The 19,060-nt window shown below is 62.6% G+C and carries 19 protein-coding genes; 10 read left to right on the forward strand and 9 right to left on the reverse strand.

Features of this window, described 5'->3' with window-relative positions; all coding sequences use genetic code 11:
• Window positions 1-66: 66 nt before the first annotated feature.
• Window positions 67-1,926, forward strand: a complete 1,860-nt coding sequence (locus KMAL_RS10555) for an ABC transporter ATP-binding protein (protein ID WP_110095670.1) — start codon at window positions 67-69, stop codon at window positions 1,924-1,926.
• Window positions 1,927-1,956: 30 nt separating this feature from the next.
• Here the strand turns inward: KMAL_RS10555 and KMAL_RS10560 are convergent, their stop codons facing one another.
• The 7 genes from KMAL_RS10560 to KMAL_RS10595 all read right to left on the reverse strand — a co-directional run bounded on the left by KMAL_RS10560 (window position 1,957) and on the right by KMAL_RS10595 (window position 11,351).
• Window positions 1,957-2,892, reverse strand: coding sequence for an AEC family transporter (locus KMAL_RS10560; protein WP_110095671.1), 936 nt, complete (start codon window positions 2,890-2,892; stop codon window positions 1,957-1,959).
• 118 nt (window positions 2,893-3,010) lie between these two features.
• Window positions 3,011-4,036 carry an L-glyceraldehyde 3-phosphate reductase gene (gene mgrA / locus KMAL_RS10565; RefSeq protein ID WP_110095672.1) on the reverse strand — a complete coding sequence of 342 codons (1,026 nt, stop codon included), beginning with the start codon at window positions 4,034-4,036 and terminating at the stop codon, window positions 3,011-3,013.
• 83 nt (window positions 4,037-4,119) lie between these two features.
• Entirely contained in the window at window positions 4,120-5,013 is an 894-nt protein-coding gene (locus KMAL_RS10570) for a helix-turn-helix domain-containing protein (protein ID WP_239020078.1), read from the reverse strand.
• Between the two features lie 354 nt (window positions 5,014-5,367).
• Window positions 5,368-6,222 carry a transporter gene (locus KMAL_RS10575; RefSeq protein ID WP_239020079.1) on the reverse strand — a complete coding sequence of 285 codons (855 nt, stop codon included), beginning with the start codon at window positions 6,220-6,222 and terminating at the stop codon, window positions 5,368-5,370.
• A gap of 103 nt (window positions 6,223-6,325) precedes the next feature.
• Window positions 6,326-8,779, reverse strand: coding sequence for a membrane-bound PQQ-dependent dehydrogenase, glucose/quinate/shikimate family (locus KMAL_RS10580; RefSeq protein WP_110095694.1), 2,454 nt, complete (start codon window positions 8,777-8,779; stop codon window positions 6,326-6,328).
• A 366-nt stretch (window positions 8,780-9,145) separates the two neighbouring features.
• A complete protein-coding gene (locus KMAL_RS10585; RefSeq protein WP_239020080.1) occupies window positions 9,146-9,739 on the reverse strand; it encodes a hypothetical protein in 594 nt (197 codons plus the stop codon).
• 826 nt (window positions 9,740-10,565) lie between these two features.
• Window positions 10,566-11,351, reverse strand: coding sequence for an alpha/beta fold hydrolase (locus KMAL_RS10595; protein ID WP_110095675.1), 786 nt, complete (start codon window positions 11,349-11,351; stop codon window positions 10,566-10,568).
• Window positions 11,352-11,460: 109 nt separating this feature from the next.
• Between KMAL_RS10595 and KMAL_RS10600 the strand changes: the two genes are divergently transcribed.
• The 3 genes from KMAL_RS10600 to KMAL_RS10610 all read left to right on the forward strand — a co-directional run bounded on the left by KMAL_RS10600 (window position 11,461) and on the right by KMAL_RS10610 (window position 14,005).
• Window positions 11,461-12,258, forward strand: coding sequence for an IclR family transcriptional regulator (locus KMAL_RS10600; RefSeq protein WP_239020081.1), 798 nt, complete (start codon window positions 11,461-11,463; stop codon window positions 12,256-12,258).
• A gap of 90 nt (window positions 12,259-12,348) precedes the next feature.
• Window positions 12,349-12,747: a GlcG/HbpS family heme-binding protein gene (locus KMAL_RS10605; protein ID WP_110095696.1), complete on the forward strand. Its 399-nt coding sequence runs from the start codon at window positions 12,349-12,351 to the stop codon at window positions 12,745-12,747.
• Window positions 12,748-12,769: 22 nt separating this feature from the next.
• Window positions 12,770-14,005 (forward strand): MFS transporter, encoded by a 1,236-nt coding sequence (locus KMAL_RS10610; protein WP_110095676.1) that lies wholly within the window; start codon window positions 12,770-12,772, stop codon window positions 14,003-14,005.
• 48 nt (window positions 14,006-14,053) lie between these two features.
• On the opposite strand, the gene KMAL_RS10615 is transcribed toward KMAL_RS10610, so the two are convergent.
• The gene (locus tag KMAL_RS10615) at window positions 14,054-14,614 is read right to left on the reverse strand and encodes an NADPH-dependent FMN reductase (RefSeq protein WP_110095677.1); all 561 of its coding nucleotides are present in this window, start codon (window positions 14,612-14,614) and stop codon (window positions 14,054-14,056) included.
• Between the two features lie 193 nt (window positions 14,615-14,807).
• Here KMAL_RS10615 and KMAL_RS17810 point away from each other — a divergent pair, with 193 nt between their 5' ends.
• From KMAL_RS17810 to KMAL_RS17820, 6 genes are all read left to right on the forward strand, one after another.
• Window positions 14,808-14,933, forward strand: a complete 126-nt coding sequence (locus tag KMAL_RS17810) for a hypothetical protein (RefSeq protein WP_275399319.1) — start codon at window positions 14,808-14,810, stop codon at window positions 14,931-14,933.
• 19 nt (window positions 14,934-14,952) lie between these two features.
• Window positions 14,953-15,894: a 2-hydroxyacid dehydrogenase gene (locus tag KMAL_RS10620; RefSeq protein WP_110095697.1), complete on the forward strand. Its 942-nt coding sequence runs from the start codon at window positions 14,953-14,955 to the stop codon at window positions 15,892-15,894.
• A gap of 61 nt (window positions 15,895-15,955) precedes the next feature.
• Window positions 15,956-17,086: a lytic transglycosylase domain-containing protein gene (locus KMAL_RS10625; protein ID WP_239020082.1), complete on the forward strand. Its 1,131-nt coding sequence runs from the start codon at window positions 15,956-15,958 to the stop codon at window positions 17,084-17,086.
• Between the two features lie 112 nt (window positions 17,087-17,198).
• Entirely contained in the window at window positions 17,199-17,390 is a 192-nt protein-coding gene (locus KMAL_RS10630; RefSeq protein ID WP_110095678.1) for a putative hemolysin, read from the forward strand.
• 122 nt (window positions 17,391-17,512) lie between these two features.
• Window positions 17,513-17,644, forward strand: a complete 132-nt coding sequence (locus KMAL_RS17815) for a hypothetical protein (RefSeq protein WP_275399318.1) — start codon at window positions 17,513-17,515, stop codon at window positions 17,642-17,644.
• A 61-nt stretch (window positions 17,645-17,705) separates the two neighbouring features.
• Window positions 17,706-17,834, forward strand: coding sequence for a hypothetical protein (locus KMAL_RS17820; RefSeq protein WP_275399317.1), 129 nt, complete (start codon window positions 17,706-17,708; stop codon window positions 17,832-17,834).
• A gap of 66 nt (window positions 17,835-17,900) precedes the next feature.
• On the opposite strand, the gene KMAL_RS10635 is transcribed toward KMAL_RS17820, so the two are convergent.
• Window positions 17,901-18,947, reverse strand: coding sequence for an aldo/keto reductase (locus tag KMAL_RS10635; RefSeq protein WP_110095679.1), 1,047 nt, complete (start codon window positions 18,945-18,947; stop codon window positions 17,901-17,903).
• Window positions 18,948-19,060: the final 113 nt, after the last annotated feature.

Here is a 19,060-nt window from a genome sequence, read left to right on the forward strand (position 1 = left end):
GCCCACCCCAGCCCCGGATGGCCGCACCTGCCGTCCCTTCCCTGTCACGTTCATGGAAAACCGGCCTTGCCCGATCATTCTGCCTCCCGCTCACATCAGTCCGACGCAATTCCGTCATGGCGCAGATGGCTTTCGCGACGGTTCGGGGTGTATGGTCATCTTCCGCGCATGTTCCGGCAGTTGTGGCAATGCAGCCCGGCCCTGACGCTGGCCAGCCTGGCGCTGCGGCTGGTGCAGGCGATCCAGCCGCCGCTGGCACTTTATGTTGCAAAGCTGATTGTTGACGGGGTCATAAGCCTTAGCGGACATGCGTCCCCCCCTGCCGGGTCCGGCTCCCTGCAGAAGTGGCTGGGGGTGGAATTCGGGCTGATCATCCTGTCGGACCTGACATCGCGCACAGTGGCGCTTGTCGATGGGCTGCTGAACGAACGCTATATCAATGCCGTCAGCGTCGCGCTGATGGAACATGCGGCGACACTGGACCTTGCACAGTTTGAATCCAGCGAACTGCAGGACCTGCTGGAACGCGCGCGCCGGCAGGCCTCGGGCCGCAACAACCTGCTGGTGCAACTGTTCAATATCGGCCAGACGGCCCTGACGGCGGTTACACTGGTCATGGGCGTGATCGCCTTCGCCCCGTGGATGGTCCTGGTCCTGATTGTCGGCCTGCTGCCGGCCGCGGCGGGGGAAGCCCGTTTCAATGCCGAGGCCTATCGCCTGATGCGGGCGAAAACGGCGGAACGACGCGAAATGGAATATCTGCGCAGCATCGGGTCCAGCGCCGAGCATGCCAAGGAAATCAAGCTGTTCGGACTGGGCGGTTTCCTTGTCGGGCGGTTTCGCGCGGCGGCGGCCACCGTGCTTGAACAGAACCGCAGGCTTGCCCTGCGCCGTTTTGGCTGGAGCAGCCTGTTCGCCGCCATCGGCTCACTGGCCTATTACGGTGTCTATGTCGTGATCGTGCATGATACGGTAAATGGGCAGTTCTCGGTCGGGGACCTTACGTTCCTGTCGGGTTCGTTCCTGCGGCTGCACGGCCTGCTGTCCAGCCTGCTGCTCGGCATCACGCAGACGGCGGGACAGGTGCAGTATCTTGATGATTTCTTTGCCTTCCTTGACCTTCGCCCGGTCATCACCTCTGCGGTCGTGACCCGTCCCTTCCCCTCGCCGATCCGCCATGCCATCCGCTTTCGCGATGTCGGGTTCCGGTATCCGGGCACGAACCGCTGGGCGCTGCGCCATCTGGACCTGAGCATCGCGGCAGGGGAAACCGTGGCGCTGGTGGGGGAAAATGGCGCGGGCAAGACGACGATCGTCAAGCTGCTGACGCGCCTGTACGAACCCGATGAAGGAGAGATCACGGTCGATGGCGTCTCATTGCGCGACATGGACCTTGATGACGTGCGCGCCCATATCGGGGTCATTTTCCAGGATTTCGTCCGCTACAGCCTGACGGCGGGCGAAAACATCGCCGTCGGGCGCATCGGGGCGCTGGCGGATTCCGCACGGATCGTGGCTGCCGCGCGCGAAGGCTTGGCCGACGGGGTGGTGGGAAAACTGCCGCTTGGATACGACCAGCCCCTTGGCAAACGGGTGGCGAAAGGACGTGACCTGTCCGGTGGTGAATGGCAGAAGATCGCCATTTCACGCGCCTATATGCGCGATGCCGACCTGCTGATCCTTGATGAGCCGACCTCCGCACTTGATGCGCGGGCGGAGGCCGATGTCTTCGAACGCATGCGCGCCCTGCGCCATGGCAAGGCGGCGCTGGTGATTTCCCACCGCTTTTCCACCGTGCGGACCGCGGACCGCATCGTGGTGCTGGAACATGGGCAGGTGCTGGAATCCGGCACGCATGACCAGCTTCTGGCCCATGGCGGGCGCTATGCCGAACTGTTCGCGCTCCAGGCGGCGGGATACCAGTAGGGGACGATTGATCTGCCTGCCGTGCGGGCCTTATTGCGTGCAGGCGATGAAGAACGTCATCGTCAGGACCGACAGGACCGCGCTGAGGAACAGGGTGGAGGCGGCTTCGCGCTCATCCACCCTGAAGCGGACGGCCAGGATGACCATCACGGTGCCAACCGGGATGGACAGGGCAAGGACAGCCGCGCTGATCGTATCGTGTGACATGCCAAGCAGCGTCAGCAGCCCCCACGAGACCGCAGGCACGACAATATTGCGCGCAGCCACGGTCATGAGAACCGGCAACGTGATGGACACGCGTTGTGCAAACAGCACGATCCCCGATGCAAACAGCGCCACACCCGTGGCCGCATTGCCAAAAAGGCCAAGCGAGTCCAGCAGCGTTTCGGGAAGATGCAGGTCCATCACCACAAGTACCGTCGCGAGGATCGGCGCCCAGACGATCGGCTCCTCCAGCGAGGAAATGATCTGCCTGCGGATCCCCGGCGGGGCTGCGATCCCCGCACTCGCATTTTTTGCAAGCAGCATGAAGCACAGCGGTGTCTGCACCAGTACCATGGCGAATACAGCGGCGGAAATGGCGACGGTGGCGCTGCTGTGCCCGATCAGTGGCGGCAGCATGGCCGAACCGATGAAGGGGACGGACGGCGCGCCGATCGCAAGCCCCTGCAGCGTCGCACTCGACGCGTCACGCCTGAATACATGGCGCGACATGAAATAGGCCACGATGAAACTGCCGCACATCAGCACGAAGACACAGGCCGCAAGGGGCACCTGCTGTGCCAGGATCGCGCGTGGCGTCCGGGTGATCCCGACAAACAGGTTCAGCGGAAAGGCATACAGCATGACCATGCGGTTGAGGGTGGAAACCTGCTCCCCATCGAAATCCTTGTGCCAGCCCGCGCGGTAACCAAGGGAAAACACCACGACAAGCGGCAGCATCGCGGCCAGTATGTTTGAAAGCATGCAGTCGTGATTCCCTTGGTGAACAAGAACGGGGCTGCCGGGGCCCGATGCCCCCGAAGCGTTTTACAGCGCTGGCGTGATTATGGAACAGGGGCGAAGGCCGCCGGCCGGCCGCAGGTCAGAGGGTACTGACACTGCGCCACAGGTCGATCTTCCCGTCGCGTGCATACTGGTCGATCCGTTTGAGTTCGTCCGCGCTGAAATGCAGGTTCTCCAGCGCATCAAGCGAATTGTCCAGTTGCGCCACATTGCGCGCGCCAATCAGTGCGGACGTCACCCGCGGGTCACGCAGGACCCACGCGATGGCCATCTGCGCAAGGCTCTGCCCGCGTTGCGCCGCCAGTTCATTGAGCGCCCGCACATGGGCAAGGTTTTCCTCCCCCAGCATTTCGGGACTGAAGGAGGTTCCTTTCGTCGCGCGGGACTGCTCGGGGACGCCATGGAGATATTTGTCCGTCAGCAGGCCCTGCGCCAGCGGGGAAAAGGCGATGCACCCCACGCCAAGTTCCGCCAGCGTATCGAGCAGCGAAACCTCCACCCAGCGGTTCAGCAGGGAATAGGAGGGCTGGTGGATCAGCAGCGGCACCCCTTCCGCCTTCAGGATTTCCGCCGCCTGCCGCGTGCGTTCCGGGCCATAGGAGGAAATGCCGACATACAGCGCCTTGCCCTGCCGCACCATCTGCACCAGCGCGCCCATCGTCTCCTCCAGCGGGGTGTCGGGCGACGGGCGGTGGGAATAGAAGATGTCCACGTAATCAAGGCCCATGCGGCGCAGGCTCTGATCCAGAGAGGCCAGAAGGTATTTGCGCGATCCCCCCGCCCCGTACGGGCCGGGCCACATGTCCCATCCTGCCTTGGAAGAGATGACCATCTCGTCACGGTGGGCGGAGAAATCCTTTTTCAGGATCTTGCCGAAATTCTCCTCGGCGGAGCCATAGGGTGGCCCGTAATTGTTCGCCAGGTCGAAATGCGTGACGCCACGGTCAAACGCGCGGCGGATGACCGCACGCCCCGTTTCGAACACATCGACGCCCCCGAAATTCTGCCACAGCCCAAGGGAGATGGGCGGAAGGTCCAGCCCTGAACGGCCACAACGCCGGAACCCGGCGTGGTCATAACGGTGTGCGTCAGGAACCCATGTCATTTTTCTACCCATCATGGTCGATTACCGAACGGTCCACGATATACGCCAATGACGGGAACGGCAAAGGGGGAAGCACGCGGGCGTTACCGGACCCCCAGCGCTTTCATCTTGCGATAGAGCGTGGCGCGGCTGATGCCGAGGCTGCGGGCCGTCGCGCTGGCATTCCCGTGGGACAGCGCCAGTGCGGAGCGGATGACATTTTCCTCCGCCTTCTGGAAACTGAGTTCCTCCCCCGCGCCCAGCCTGGTCAGCAGGTTGGGATGTGTGCTGATCGTATCGTCGGTCCATCCCGTCAGGGAACGCGCGGCATGGGTCGCGCCCATGATCTCCCCGTCGTCATTGATGCAGACAAGTGGCGCGGAGCATCCTTGCGCAGCACCCAGTGTCAGGATCCTTTGCCCCGGATGGCGGTCCCTGAACAACTGCTCCTCGATCCGGCGGCCGGACTGCTGCAGGGCATCAAGGACCAGCGGGGCGACTGGGCGTGTCGTATTCCCGTTGAAAGCCGCAAGGTTGATCACACCCGCCACCTGTCCCTGCGCATCGAAAACCGGAACGGCATAGCTGGCCAACCGGGAAAAACAGAACCGCCAGTGCTCCCCTTCCCCCAGGAAGATGGGCGTGCAGTCCTGCGCGACGGTGCCGATCCCGTTGGTCCCGGCGGCGCTTTCGTTCCAGATCGCGCCTTCACGCAGTTCCAGCCTGCGGCAGACCGGCAGGTGCGCGTCATCAATGTTCCGGGCCAGTATGATGGCATCCCGGTCCGCCAGCAGGACCATCAGGCCCAGCCCCTGCATCAGGCCGAACAGGCGGCGCATTTCAGGTATGGCGGTTTTCAGGAGGTTGGTGGAACAGCCCGTGACATGGCGGAATTCCGCCCCTGACAGGACATCGGCCTTCCAGCCCTGCGATGGGTCCAGATTGTAGGACGCGACGCAGCGCTGCCAGGATTTGGCGACCTCGGTCGTGCTCGACATCCGCTGCGGCTGCCTTGGGAAGACAGGGGGTGCGCGCCTTTCACCGGCCATGCTCATCGTCGTCCACTGCCTGTGCGTCAGGGCGTACGCTGCGTACGGGCATAACCGCGCGCTTTTCCCGTACGGCCTCTCCCGCCCATGTAATGTCGTGCCCTTTTCATACGCATGATGGCATCTGTCTCATATTTTCCATCGACCCTGTATCAACTTGCCGGGATATGACTGTCATTCCATGCTGGCGATACGTCATCGCACCTGCCGGGTTTACCACGCATGAAATGCCACAGGATATGGAAAAGACGAACCACGTTCACGCCATGATGGGAATGGCGGATGGCCACGCATGGCCCTCATTTACCAGAGATAGACGAATTTCACGTAATAGGCGTTGCTTTCGGGAACATTGCGCCCGTCCACGGAATGGGAATAACGGGTGGTAAAGGACAGGTGCTGCGAGATGTTGAACATCGCCCCGGCGCCAAGGGTGATTTCACGGCTGTTTGAATCATCCAGATACTGCCGGGCGGTATTGTCATACGTGCCCTTGACGTTCTGCCAGTCAAGGGCAAGGAACGGTTCGAACAGGCGTGTTGCTTTCCAGCTGAAACGCAGGTTGGTGTAGAACACGACACCGGGATTGTAGCTGTGCTGCCCCTTCTCGTGTTTCGCGGCCCCGGCGACGGTTCCGGCATCCCCGTCAAAGCTGAAATGTTTCCATTCATAGTCAAAGATGAAACTGGAAATGTTCGACCAGTAATTGGGCGATGTCGCATCGCGCGTGCCCACTGCGGTCTGCATGAAGGTCTGGATGCCAAATGTGCTGTGCCTGTTGGGCTTGAACCAGGCGGCGGGTCCGACGATGGTGGGGCCAAGGCCGCCGTAACTGGTGCCATTCGCGAGGCTGTAGCTTTCCGTCTGGATGAGTTCGAATGCGAAGCCTACATGCGGGATGGCGGCGAAACTGCGGAAATGCACATATTTCGTCATGCCTGCCCATGTATGGCTGCCGCCATTGGCGTGCCGCTGCCCGTCACTGTTATAGGAGCTGCCGGCCGCATTGCCGTCACCGTACTGCACAAGCACGTTGAATGGCTTGAAATCAACCGGCAGGTCATATTCATGCGGGCCGATGATCCCAAGGGTGACATCGGCGGCCTGTGCGGACCGTGCGGCGAAGATGACAGCGGACATGAGGGCGTAACGGAGCATGGCGCGGGGCCATGCCGACCTTTCTGTATGATACACGGGGACGTTTCCATGATGCAACACGGGTGCCGGGATCATGCCCGGCACCCGCGCAGGTTATTGTTATTTATTTATTGTTATCCTGCGCACCGTCGAGTGTATAGGCGATGATGTAATCACCACTTCGCGTGCCCAGGCCGCCATGACCGCCTGCGGCGATCACGACATACTGCTTTCCATTGACATCATACGACATCGGCGTCGCCTGCCCGCCTGCCGGCAGGCGGTCGCTCCACAGGACCCTGCCCGTCGCAAGGTCGAAGGCACGCAGGTAGTCATCCGCCGTGGCGCCCATGAACACCACACCGCCCCTGGTCACGATATTGCCACCGATATTATACATGCCGGTGGGCAGCGGCAGGTTGTTGTGCGTGCGGAACGGCCCCGTATCACGCGTGGTGCCGACAGGGTGCTGCCAGACGATCTTCCTGGTCACAAGGTCAATCGCGCTCAGCGTGCCCCAGATCGGTCCCTTGCACGGGATCTGCAGCGGGTTCAGCCACGGGGAAGTAAAGGCGACATATGGCGTGCCATAGTCGGGCGAAACCGAAAGCGCGTCTCCCTTGGCGGCGGGCTCCTCCCCTTCTCCATTCCATTTCGGCAGGATGCCGGGACCTTCGAGCTTCTGGCGCCTGTCCAGACGGATCCGGAACGGCAGGTAACTGGCATTGGCCAGCATGATCTTGCGCTGCGGGTCGATCGTGATGCCATGCCAGTCCACGACACCATAGAAGGCGGGATAGACAATGGTCGTCCTGCCCACATGCGGCGGCGTGAACTGCCCTTCATAGGCCGACTGGCGATACTGGATGCGGCAGATCATCTGGTCCAGCAGCGTCGCCCCCCACATGTCGCTTTCCTTCAGGTCAGGCGGCGTCAGCGTGGGCATCGCGGCCGGGAAGGGCTGCGTGGGCGATACGCGATCATCCGGCGCGGCGCCCGCCGTCGGCACGCGACGTTCGACCACAGGGTAGCCGGGCACGGTCTCGCCCGTGCGGCGGTCAAGGACAAAGAACTCGCCACGCTTCGTGCTCTGCACCAGGGCGGGGATCGTCTCCCCGTTCGGGCCGGGCAGGTCAACCATGGACGGGCCGGACGGGATGTCCATGTCCCACAGGTCATGATGCACGGTCTGGTAGGTCCAGCGACGTTCGCCCGTCACGATATCCAGCGCGATTGTCGAAGACGATGTCGCGTCATCGAACGGACGGCGCGTGCCACCCCAGTTGTCCGGCGGTGCATTGCCGGTGGGGATATAGACCAGCCCGAGGTTCGTATCCGCCGTATAGACGCCCCACGCGTTGGGGGTGTCAGGCGTCAGCACGTCGTTGGGGCCGGGCTTCCACGTTTCGGGCTGATGGCCCGCATCCCACGCCCATGCCAGTTCGCCCGTCGTGGCGTCAAAGCCGCGGATCGCGCCGGAAGGCTCGAAATTGGCCTGGTTGTCGAAAATCCAGCCGCCGGTGATCAGGCGGTTTTTCGCCACCAACGGGGGTGACGTGATGAAGTGGAACCCATGGGGCACGTGGCCAAGATATTCGCGCATGGAAATGAAGCCATGATCGCCGAAATCCTCGCACGGCTTGCCGGTCTGTGCATCCAGCGCCACCATCCGCACGTCCGCCACCGGGGAGTAGATGCGCGTGCGGCAGCTTGTCTGGATTTCATCGGGAATGCGGTAATAGGACACGCCACGGCATGCAAGATAGACATTCTTCGCCAGGTCGGCTGCTGCCGGATGGGGATCGAATTTCCACTTGACCTTGCCCGTCGCGGCATCCAGCGCCACGACCCAGCTGTGGGGCGTGCACATGTAAAGCGTGTTGTCGACCTTGATCGGCGTGACCTCAAGGTTGAATTCATGCCCCTGGTCGGGGCCGGCCACCGTGCCTTCGCCTTCCTGCTCCACATCGCCGGTGCGTGTCGACCAGGCACGCTTGAGCCTGCTGATGTTGGCAGGCGTGATCTGCGCCAGTGGGGAATAACGGTCACCGCCAACAGTACGGCCATAGGCCGACCAGTCGCCATCGGGCACACCGTCGGCCGCCGGGTCGGGCTGTCCCTGCGCCATCATGCGATCCGCCGGCACGATGCCATTGATGGAATGGGACATGAAGCAGCTGATGAGCAGCACGAGCGAGGAGACCGCCACGCCGCCCAGTACCTCGCGCTTGTCCGCAAGCCAGCTGTCGCTGCTGCGCCAGACCTGCGGCAGCATCAGCCACACGCCGATGCCAACCAGTGTCAGCAGCCGGACCTCAAGGCCCCAGATGTCAAACCCGACCTCGATCAGCGACCACAGCGTCGCCGCCACCAGCAGGGCGGCATAAAGGGCGATGGCCAGCCTGGGTCGCCACAGGCCGCCAAGCGCGGCCGCCAGCATGACGCCCCCTGCCGCGACATAAAACCATGAACCGCCCAGGAAGAGCAGTTGCGCCCCCCCGAAGAACAGGAACAGTCCGACCAAAGCCAGCAAGATTGAGGTTATGATTGACAATAACCTCCCGTTCGTTTCTCGCATGCTGCGTTTCTCTCTGTAGTTCACATGCACCGTGCGGGTGACAGGACATCCCCTTTCCCGCAGGCCAAGTGCGTCATTCTTCAGCATGAAAATCCGGAGAAATTCCATGCTGCGTCATGATTTATTCACAGAGGTTTGTAATTGAAAAGCCGTACTGTCTCATTCCTGAGACAGGACGCGGACACGCCCCCATTCCACCCCATCCGGGCAAGACAATGCTGTCCCGTCGCTATGGACGGCAACGGGTCAAGGGAGGTTTCACGCGCTGTTGGAAGGGGCACCTTCCGGGCCGCGAAGGCGTCGCAGTGCGGGCATGCCGGACGGGACCGCGCATGCAGGAGGTTCAGTGGCGTGTCGCGAAAGACCCTATCGGAACCTGTCGGCCTCTTTGAGGCTGCGGGCATAAAGCACGGCATCCTGCCGGTAGAACGCATGGATGCGCGCCGTCTGGCGTGCGGTCAGGACAATATCCTTGCGGGCACTTTCATTCAGGTGCCGGATCGGCACGTCGCGGAAGGCCGGCAGAATCCTGTGCAGGTTCCCGACAGCCTGCATGGGAACCAGATGATCCACCAGAAGGTGATCCGAGCGGTCATTCACATACCATGACTGCGGACGGAAAATATGATCCATTTCATAGACCGAAGCGGCGTTCTCGACATGGTCGAGCGCATCGTCCACCGAACGGAAGTTCATGTAGCGCTCGCGAAACGTGTCCACGACCTGCCTGTGACGTCCGCCCCCTGCCCTGGCGTAACAGTAGGATGAGACGAAACGCGCGACAGGATCACGCATGATGGCAACGCTGGGCAGGCGGCGCAGGGCTTCGGGCGCGGTCGTGGCAAAGAAATGCATCGTTTCATGCAGCATGGGACGGCCATAAAGCGCCGTTGCAATAGATGTGCCCGCATTTTTGGGCACATGTATGAACAGCACGCCCCGCCGCGTGATCAGTTCCATCCGTGCCCGGCGCTTGCGTCCATGGGGAATGTGGATCCCACGGTCCGCCGCCCATTAGTGAAAGTCCGAAGGCAGCTGAAAACCCAGCCTGCGTGTCATGGAATGAAACAGGGTCTGCGGTAATGGGAACTGGGAAACCCTGTGTCGCGGATTTACGGAACATTCCGACGTGGGGCTGTCAGTTCTCATGTGATATGGCGATCTCTTGCTGGGATGAACTGCGGAAAGGGATATTCCGCAAGTGCAAAAAACCTATCATGTCCCCGGATAAAATCGAGACCCACGCAAGCCGCTGTTACTTTATTTTGCATAAAAATTACATGGGAGCTTCCCTTCGTTGCCTTCAGGAACGCCCGGATTCTGACATGATTTGAAATCTATATTTTGAAATATTACCCCTGATTTTGGATATGGTCAGGGATGCCGTTTTTCATTATGCTGGTGCACCGGCAGTTTCGCGCGAAATTTCCCGCTTGGGAAATGGCGGGGTCCGCGCACTCCCCCCCCCGACAAGCGGGTCGGGCCATGTTTCGTGACCTGCCTGCCCCACATTCGCATCAGGGATAGAATGTCCGGCCCGTCGGCACCCCAAGGGCATCGACCTTCAGGCCGTGCCAACGATGCCTCCAGCAAAGCTTGAGTGTAAAAATGACCTGCATCCAATCGGGACGGAAGGCATGATGCCGGGCCATGCAATGGCATGAGCGGGTGGCCCTGCCTGTCACGCCAGCGCCCGACACCCCCTTGCGTGGCATGACAATCAGCATGGAATTATCGTCATGTGCGATAACATCTCACCGACACATGTCCCATCAGGCCATCTTTCTTATGCCGCTTCGACAAACTGCTGCATCAGGTGCAGGAATTCCGCCGGGGCCTGTGCATGCACCCAGTGCCCGGCATCGGGTATGATGTCCAGTTGGTAGTGGGGAAACAGTTGCCGCATGACGGGATGGTTGGCCTGCTGGATATAGCGTGACCGCCCGCCCGCGATAAACAGCGTCGGGCCATCATAATGAATTCCCGCCGCCAGTGCCGGCCACCCGACGATTGCGGGCATGGAGCGTGCGATTTCATGAATGCCGATGTTCCAGTGCGGATGCTCCCCCAGGTCAAGGTTCATCATCATCAGGTCACGCACCGGTTTTTCCGCGATGTCATGGGCCAGCAGCGCATCGGCCCCTGCCCGGTCCAGAAAATCGGGCAGGGACAGGTCGGCCATCCTGCGGGCCAACTGGTCCGACTGTGCAAAGCCGCCCTGCGCCGGGGCGATATCGGCCACCAGCAGGGAATGCACGTCCGTGGGGTAGGACAGGGCCAGCATCATCGCCGCCTTCCCGCCCATCGAATGACCAACGACCGTGGCGGGCAGCGCATCATGGGCAGACAGTGTCTCACGCACATCGGCGGCAAGGGTGGGATAGTCCATGGGGCCGTGCGGGCTTTTGCCATGGTTGCGCAGGTCAAGCGCCAGCGTCCGCCGTGTGGCCGCCATGCGGCGCTGGAAAAACCCGAAATTGCGCCCACGCCCGAACAGGCCATGAAGGAAAACGACAGGCGGCCGTGACAGGTCGCCATTTTCAGGACCCAGTTCAATCGTATTGAGCAACATGGGCAAGCAAACTCCGTTTTTCCATCTGGCCTGTCCGCCCATCCTAGGGTAATCGGCGCCATGGTGCCTGTCATAAATTTGTGGGGATGGACGGGGCCGGGAACTGACGGTGGAATCCGCGTATGTTGCGCTGTATGGCACGTCTCGATCTGCGCCGGATGGCAAGGGATATATCGTGGGAAACACGCCAAGACTGATCCAGTCCATCGAACGCTCGGCCGCCATCCTGGAGATCATTGCGCAGGAAGGCGGCGCGGCAAGGCTCCAGCGGATCGCGAGCATATCGGGGATCGGCAAGACCACGGTACACAACATCCTCCAGACCCTGGACCAGCTGGGCTATGTGCAGCGGCGGGCAGGCGACATGCGTTACCATCTTGGCGGGCGCATCCTGAACCTTGCGCGCATTGCGGGCGACGACAACACCCTGCGCGCGCGGCTGAGGCCGATGCTGGAGGCCATCGCCCGCGAAAGTGGCGCCACGGCATGGCTTGCAGTGCCCAGCGGGGACGAGGCGACCTACCTTGACATCGTCGATGTCGCGAACCCGGCGATGGTCACGTCAGGGATCCGCCGGCGCGAAAGGCTTGAGGGATCGGCCGTGGGGCTGGTCTTCCTTGCCTTCGTGCCGGGACTGGGAAAACGCGTGCTGGCCACCCGCGCCAATGCGCTTGGGGAAGATATCCTGACCCAGATCGATGCCGTCAGGACGCGGGGCTATGCGCTCGACCTTGAGGCCTACCAGTCAGGGCTGAACGGGGTTGCCATCCCGTGGCGCGAAAATGGCGAAGTCCGGGCCAGCATCTGCCTGACGGGATCTGCCGCGCAGTTTCCCCGCCACAGGCTGACACGCATGGCCTGGATGATGATGCGGCACGCCGAAGGGATCGCGGTTCAACAATGCTGAATAAACGGATTTTCTGATCTCCGGCATGTTCCCTCGCCCATGATGGTGATTATTGTGCGCTTTTCATCCACAAAAGCGGTCATGGACGCAATGAAACTGTCTTGTGCCACATTGATACTGAATACAGCACTGGCCGAAGCGCAGAAGCGTGGTGTCAGCGTGTGCATTTCCATCGTCGATGCCGCCGCATGGCCCGTGGCCTTCATGCGCATGGATGGCGCGCCACTTGGCGTCATAGATGTCAGCAGCAAGAAGGCGCGCACGGCGGCACTGTTCCAGATGGACAGCGCGGATTTCGCGAAAGTTGCCCACCCGGACGCAGGTGCCTATACGCTGGAGAACACCAATGGCGGCCTGACCAGCTTTGGCGGGGGCCTGGTGCTGAAGGCGGCGGATGGCACGGTTGTGGGCGGGATCGGTGTCTCCGGCGCCGCCACGCAGGATGACATCGACATCGCACGTATCGCGGCAAACACCCTAACGGCCTGATGGCCCCTGCCAGAGAACCCTCATGACTCCTGAAACCGCACCCGCCCAGGGCAGCAGCGCGATTGTCGCCCCTCCCCACGGAAGAACCGCGGCCCTCCTTACGCTGACGTTCGGCACGTTCGTCGTTGGCACCGGGGAGTTTTCCATCATGGGAATGCTGCCGGAATTCGCGACGTCGCTTGGGCTTTCCCCCGCCGATGCCGGGTATGCCATTACCGCCTATGCGCTTGGCGTGGTGGTGGGCGCACCGCTCATCACCATACTGGGCGCACGCCTGTCGCGGCGGGAACTGCTTTTGCTTTTGCTGCTGCTTTTCTGTTTCGGCAATATCCTGAGCATCGTCATGCCCAGCCCCGGACTGGTGGAGGTCGCACGCTTCATCACCGGCCTGCCTCATGGCGCGCTGTTCGGGATTTCCGCGCTGGTTGCCGCGTCCATGGTTGAACGCTCCCGCCGGGGATGGGCGGTCGGGCGCATCCTGTCGGGCATTGCCATCGCCACGCTGATCGGCGCGCCATTCTCGACCTTCGCCGCCGATCATATGGGCTGGCGGGTGGCCTACCTGATGATCGCCATACTGGGCTTTGTCGTGTTCCTCGGGGTCTGGCGCTACATTCCCGCCGACCGGCCCAACCGTTCGAACTCCCCCCTGCGCGAGGTCACGGCGCTGAACAATGCGCAGGTCCTGCTGACGCTTCTGACCGCGGCCATCGGGTTCGGGGGAATGTTTGCGATCTATACCTACCTGACCAGTGTCCTGCAGGATGTGACGCAGGTTCCTGAATGGCTGGTCATGGTGTTCATGGTCATCTGGGGTCTGGGCATGCTGGCTGGCGCGAATGTCGGCGCGTGGATCGTGGACCGCAACCTTGACCTTGCGGCGATCCTGGCGCTGGCGGGCAGCGTGGCCGCCATGGTGGTCTTTCCGGTCCTGCTGCACAATACGGTCGGCCTGATGCTGGATGTCTTCCTCATCCCCGCCTTCGTCAATGCGCTCGGCCCGGCCCTGCAGACACGACTGATGGATTTCGCAGGCGATGCGCAGACGCTGGCCGCCTCGCTCAACCATTCGGCATTCAACATCGCCAATGCGCTTGGGGCCTCGCTCGGCAGCCAGCTTCTGGCGTGGCACTACGGGTATGGCTCCCTTGGCATGGGCGGGGCACTCCTGTCGCTGGGGGGGCTTGGGGTCTATCTCCTTGCCGTGGCGATCCTGAGGAAACGCGGGATTAGCGAAGTGCGCGAACCGATTTCATGATATGTCCCATGGCCTGCCACACGGCAGGCCATGGGTTGCATCCCGGCGTCAGGCCGCAGGAGGCTGCGGGGCCAGCCTGCGCACCAGTGCCGCCAGCGCGGCCAACTGGCGCCCAAGGAATTCCCGCGTCGCGGCATCGACCTTTCCCGCCACCTGCCCGATCATTGCTTCGGGCCTGTTGAGCACATAGGCATCGAGGAAGACGAGGCTCTGGCGCAGGTGGTACTGTGCCCTCGCCCCGCCGATCATGCCCGGCGAGGCGGTGATGATCGCTACCGGCTTTCCGGCCAGCGGTTGCGGCGACACGCGGGAGAGCCAGTCAATCGCGTTTTTCAGGACGCCGGGAACGGAATAGTTATATTCTGGCGTCACGATCACCACCGCATCCGCGCCTGCGATCTGTTGCGCCATCGCGGTTACGGGGGCGGGAAAGCCTGCCTCCTGCACATCCTGGCTATAATGGGGGAAATCACCGATGGAACCCAGCGGCGTCACGCAGACCCCTTCCGGCGCGATCCCCGGCAGGGCGCGCGCCACGGCCGCGTTGAACGACGCCTTGCGCAGGCTGCCCAGAAGGGTGACAAAATGCAGGGATCTGGTCGTGGTCATGTCTGCTCTCCTTGAAATGACGTTTGCGCCGGTATGACAACCTGCGGCACTGGACGGGCGGGCATGGCTGCGGGCATGCTTGTGACACCGTGGGGTTTTCGCATATATGCCCGTAACATGACGCATCCCTCATGCCGGAAGGCCGGTTGCCTCCCTCTGCCATCCATACAGCCTGCACTGTCGCGTGCGTTCCATGAAGATTTCGAGATGGGATGCTGCGTTCCACCAGCAGGACACGACGCGCCTTGCCATCGCGCTGCGGCAGGACCGGCGACAGCCACGCCACGACCGTTCGCCCGGATGGAACCCGCACACCTGACGGGAGGTCCGTGGCCGACATGGTGAGACTGGCAGTCGCGGAAGGGGAGCGGGCTGATTTCCCCAGTTGGGCGCGGGAACTGGCCATCCATGCCCCGGATCTGGAGGTCGTCTGGTGGGAAGACGCGCTGCGCGCGCCCCGTGATGTGGATTACCTGCTGGTCTGGCAGCCGGAGCATGGGCTTGCCGCCCGTTTTGCCAACCTGCGGGCGATATTGTGTGTCGGCGCCGGTGTGGACCACCTGCTGGCGGACCCTCACTGGCCGCATGACGTGCCGCTTGTACGCATGGGGGGACGCGAAACAGCCGCCCTGATGGAAGAATACGTGACATGGGCGTGCCTTTCGCTGCTGCGCGGAACCCGGACATGGGCATGGCAGCAGGAACGCAGGGTCTTCCATCGCAGGCTGGTCACGCGCACGGCCGCCACGACCACCGTCGGGATCATGGGCATGGGACATCTGGGGGCTCAGGTGGCGCAACGGCTGCGCGATTTCGGCTTTCAGGTGCGTGGCTGGTCCCGTCGCCGGCGTGACCTTGCCAACATCCGCTCATTTGCCGGACAGGCGGAACTGGCGGATTTCCTTGCGGGAGTGGACATCCTTGTCTCCCTCCTGCCCAACACCGCGCAGACCCGCAACCTGATTGACGCGGACCTGCTGTCGCAACTTCCACCCGGCGCGGCGCTGGTGAATGCCGGGCGGGGGGAACAGGTGTGCGAGGACGGCCTGCTTGCGGCGCTGGGGCGCGGTCACCTGTCCGGCGCGGTGCTGGATGTCTTTCGCGAGGAACCGCTGCCGCCGGATTCCGCGCTGTGGGGGCATCCCGCCATTACGATCACCCCCCACGCCGCATCCGAGGCCTCCCGCGCGGAGCAGTCGGCCTATCTGGCGCAGGTCATTCACGAAATCGAGCACGGTGGAACGCCTGCCCTTCTCTATCATGCGGAGCGCGGATATTAGGAAAGGGCCAGACTGCGCCGTGTCGGCAATGCAGTCCCACAGGATGACGAGACATGCGCCAATGCTGACTGACCGTACGGGACTGGCCGCCAACCTGATACCGGGAATGGTTCTGGGGCTGCTGCTGGGACTGGGGGCATGCACCACCACCCCGTCCACGATGCGGCCATCCCTGGCCGACGGGCAGCGCATCTATCGCGCACCGGGAACGGCGGATGACCCATGGGGGCCGTATATCCAGCAGGCGGCGCGGCAGTATTCCGTGCCCGAAACATGGATCCGGGCCGTCATGCAGCAGGAATCCGGCGGCAGGCAATATATGGATGGGCAGCTGACGACATCCAGCGCGGGCGCGATGGGACTGATGCAGTTGATGCCCGAAACCTATGCCGAAATGCAGGCGCAGTATGGGCTTGGGGGGGATCCGTACGACCCGCATGACAACATCATGGCGGGTTCGGCCTATATCCGGCAGCTTTATGACCGTTTTGGCGCCCCGGACTTTCTGGCGGCCTATAATGCCGGTCCCGGCAGGGTGGAAGAGTGGCGCAACAATGGCGAGCCCCTGCCTGATGAGACGGTACAGTATGTCGCGGCGATTACGCCCAATCTCGGGATCGGCGCTGCTCCGGTCCCCTCTCCCACGCTGCTGGCGCAGGCGGACGGGGTGAACCGGGACGCGGCGTATGTTCCGCCTGCCCCCACCTCCCCCATCAGGACGGCGGAGTCCCTGTCACGCACGGCAGATGGCTGCCTGCGTAATGCCGACGCCGCCTATGACCCTGCCGCGCCCTGCCTGATGGACCGGGACACACCACATGATGATACGCCCCCCATGAACGCAGGCGCCGTCGCGATTGCCGACAGCGGCCCCCTGCCCGATGGCACGGGTTCCGCCGGGGGACGCATGGTTCATGCCGTCAGTTACACACCTGCGCCCATGGGTCAGTGGGCCGTACAGATCGGGGCTTTTTCCACGGACATGGAGGCACGCCAGGCCCTTGAGACGACGCGGCGGATCATCGGGGCCGGACAGGTGTCCCCTGCCGCAGTCGTGATGCCCGTTGCGGCCGCCGGCGGCACCCTCTACCGTGCCCGCTTCGTCGGGTTTGCCGCCGGTGACGCCGCCCAGGCCTGCCAGGTCCTGCAGGAACATGCGATGGCGTGCCTGACGGTTCCCGCGCATGCGTGACATCCCCACTCCAGACAGGCAGGACCGTATGAAACCATCTCCGGGCCTTGTGGCCGCCATGCTCCTCTCCCTGGTTTCGGGCGGGTGCGCACCCCATAAGGAGCCTTCCCACATGACCGATCAGGACACGTCCCATAACCGGCCCATCGGCATGCCCAACCCGGCGTCCGCCCACTGCGTCGCGATCGGGGGGCGGCTGGAACTGCGGAACACGGCGAACGGAACGCTCGGGATCTGCCACCTGCCCAATGGAACGGAGATGGAGGAATGGGCCCTGTTCCGCAGGGACCGGGCACCGCAATAGGCAGTCGCCGTTTTGTGATGCGCGCCGCATGGCCATGGCCCCCGTTCCCCTCTTTTTTCACGCCATGGCCCTGCCCATGTCGAGGGTGCCGGGACGATGTCCGTTCCGGCAGGGAGGTTGCCATGAGAATGGGAACACACTACCGCCAACCGATCGGGCCGGACGTACGTTCCGGCCGCAATGCCATGGATTTCCTCGGGATCGGCATTGTGGTGCTTACGCTGGTCCTGTGGGTGGCGCTCACGCTGCTCTAGGCAGCATGGATCTTTCACATTCCTGAAATCCGTTTCCCATGTCAGGGAGGTTTCAATGTTCATGAATCTGCGTCGTGCTGCACGCAGCACTGTCCCACGAACAGGGGGCCTGAGCCGTTGGGATATCCTCGGCCCGGCCCTGCTTGCCACCGCATTCGCCCTGTCCACGGCCCTTGTCTTTCTGGCGTGACCGGCAGCAGCCACGAAGCCCGGCAGTAACCACTGACCGGGCTTCGCCCTGCATGCGGGGCGTGGATCACGGCGCGGGGTTGGAATGAAGCTGGTGGATGGCGTTGATCCTGGCCTCAAGCTCCGGGGTGATCTCCACCCTGAGCGATCCCATGATGGTCGTCAGCTGTTCGATGCTGGTGGCGCCAATGATATTGGATGTCACGAAAGGCCGTGACGTGACAAAGGCAATCGCCATCTGGACCGGGTCGATCCCTTCGGCGCGGGCAAGTTCCAGATAGGCGCGGATCGCAACATCGACACCGGGTTTTTCATAACGCTGCCCACGATTGAACAGCGTCGTGCGTGCCCCCGCCGGTCGCGCGCCATCAAGGTATTTTCCGGTCAGATAGCCCTGCGCCAGTGGTGAGTAGGCCAGCAGGCCGACCTTTTCGCGCATGGCGATTTCCGCCAGACCCATTTCAAAGGTACGGTTGAGCAGGTTGTAGGCGTTCTGGATCGACGCCACACGCGGCGCGCCGGTTTTCGCGCAGTCCAGATATTGCGAGACACCCCATGGGGTCTCGTTCGAGACACCGACATGGCGGATCTTGCCCTCATTGACCAGATCGCCAAGCACGCCAAGCGTTTCGGCAATCGGGACCTCGTCCGCTTCGACTTTCGCGCCAAAGGTCGTCCCGTCCTCTCCGAACAGGCCGATACGACGATCGGGCCAGTGCATCTGGTAAAGGTCGATATAATCGGTCCCCAACCGGCGCAGCGACCCTTCTATCGCGTAGCGGATCTGCCGGGGGCTCAGCCGGGTTTCCTCGCCGCCGGGACGGAACCATGGCATGTTGCTGCGCCCTACGACCTTGCTGGCGAGGATCACCCGGTCGCGGCCACCGCGCGCGCGCAGCCAGCTGCCGATGATCGTTTCCGTCGCCCCATAGGTTTCAGCACGCGGGGGGATGGAATACAGTTCTGCCGTATCAATGAAATTGACGCCATGATCCAGCGCCAGGTCCAGTTGCGCATGTCCCTGCGCCTCGGTGTTCTGTTGCCCGAACGTCATTGTGCCAAGGCAGATTTCACTGACCATGATGCCTGTGCGGCCAAGTTCTCTTTTCTTCATCAGAAAATCCAGCGTCTGGAAATGGGGGGATCGCCACCGGGGACGCCACGGCAGCACATGAAGGACAAAGTGTGACAAGGGAACCGCCGCAACGCAACCACCGCGTCCCGCGC

Source organism: Novacetimonas maltaceti (assembly GCF_002906255.1).
In the GTDB taxonomy this organism is placed as follows: domain Bacteria; phylum Pseudomonadota; class Alphaproteobacteria; order Acetobacterales; family Acetobacteraceae; genus Novacetimonas; species Novacetimonas maltaceti.

What these genes read in the sequence shown, in the direction of transcription:
- mgrA (WP_110095672.1), bottom strand. Translation starts at nt 4,036, where the DNA reads ATGACATGGGTTCCTGACGCACACCGTTATGACCACGCCGGGTTCCGG.
- KMAL_RS10570 (WP_239020078.1), bottom strand. Translation starts at nt 5,013, where the DNA reads ATGTCGAGCACGACCGAGGTCGCCAAATCCTGGCAGCGCTGCGTCGCG.
- KMAL_RS10610 (WP_110095676.1), top strand. Translation starts at nt 12,770, where the DNA reads ATGACTCCTGAAACCGCACCCGCCCAGGGCAGCAGCGCGATTGTCGCC.
- KMAL_RS10575 (WP_239020079.1), bottom strand. Translation starts at nt 6,222, where the DNA reads ATGCTCCGTTACGCCCTCATGTCCGCTGTCATCTTCGCCGCACGGTCC.
- KMAL_RS10595 (WP_110095675.1), bottom strand. Translation starts at nt 11,351, where the DNA reads ATGTTGCTCAATACGATTGAACTGGGTCCTGAAAATGGCGACCTGTCA.
- KMAL_RS10605 (WP_110095696.1), top strand. Translation starts at nt 12,349, where the DNA reads ATGAAACTGTCTTGTGCCACATTGATACTGAATACAGCACTGGCCGAA.
- KMAL_RS10635 (WP_110095679.1), bottom strand. Translation starts at nt 18,947, where the DNA reads ATGAAGAAAAGAGAACTTGGCCGCACAGGCATCATGGTCAGTGAAATC.
- KMAL_RS17810 (WP_275399319.1), top strand. Translation starts at nt 14,808, where the DNA reads ATGAAGATTTCGAGATGGGATGCTGCGTTCCACCAGCAGGACACGACG.
- KMAL_RS10620 (WP_110095697.1), top strand. Translation starts at nt 14,953, where the DNA reads ATGGTGAGACTGGCAGTCGCGGAAGGGGAGCGGGCTGATTTCCCCAGT.
- KMAL_RS10580 (WP_110095694.1), bottom strand. Translation starts at nt 8,779, where the DNA reads ATGCGAGAAACGAACGGGAGGTTATTGTCAATCATAACCTCAATCTTG.
- KMAL_RS10585 (WP_239020080.1), bottom strand. Translation starts at nt 9,739, where the DNA reads ATGGAACTGATCACGCGGCGGGGCGTGCTGTTCATACATGTGCCCAAA.
- KMAL_RS10625 (WP_239020082.1), top strand. Translation starts at nt 15,956, where the DNA reads ATGCTGACTGACCGTACGGGACTGGCCGCCAACCTGATACCGGGAATG.
- KMAL_RS17820 (WP_275399317.1), top strand. Translation starts at nt 17,706, where the DNA reads ATGAATCTGCGTCGTGCTGCACGCAGCACTGTCCCACGAACAGGGGGC.
- KMAL_RS10630 (WP_110095678.1), top strand. Translation starts at nt 17,199, where the DNA reads ATGACCGATCAGGACACGTCCCATAACCGGCCCATCGGCATGCCCAAC.
- KMAL_RS17815 (WP_275399318.1), top strand. Translation starts at nt 17,513, where the DNA reads ATGAGAATGGGAACACACTACCGCCAACCGATCGGGCCGGACGTACGT.
- KMAL_RS10560 (WP_110095671.1), bottom strand. Translation starts at nt 2,892, where the DNA reads ATGCTTTCAAACATACTGGCCGCGATGCTGCCGCTTGTCGTGGTGTTT.
- KMAL_RS10615 (WP_110095677.1), bottom strand. Translation starts at nt 14,614, where the DNA reads ATGACCACGACCAGATCCCTGCATTTTGTCACCCTTCTGGGCAGCCTG.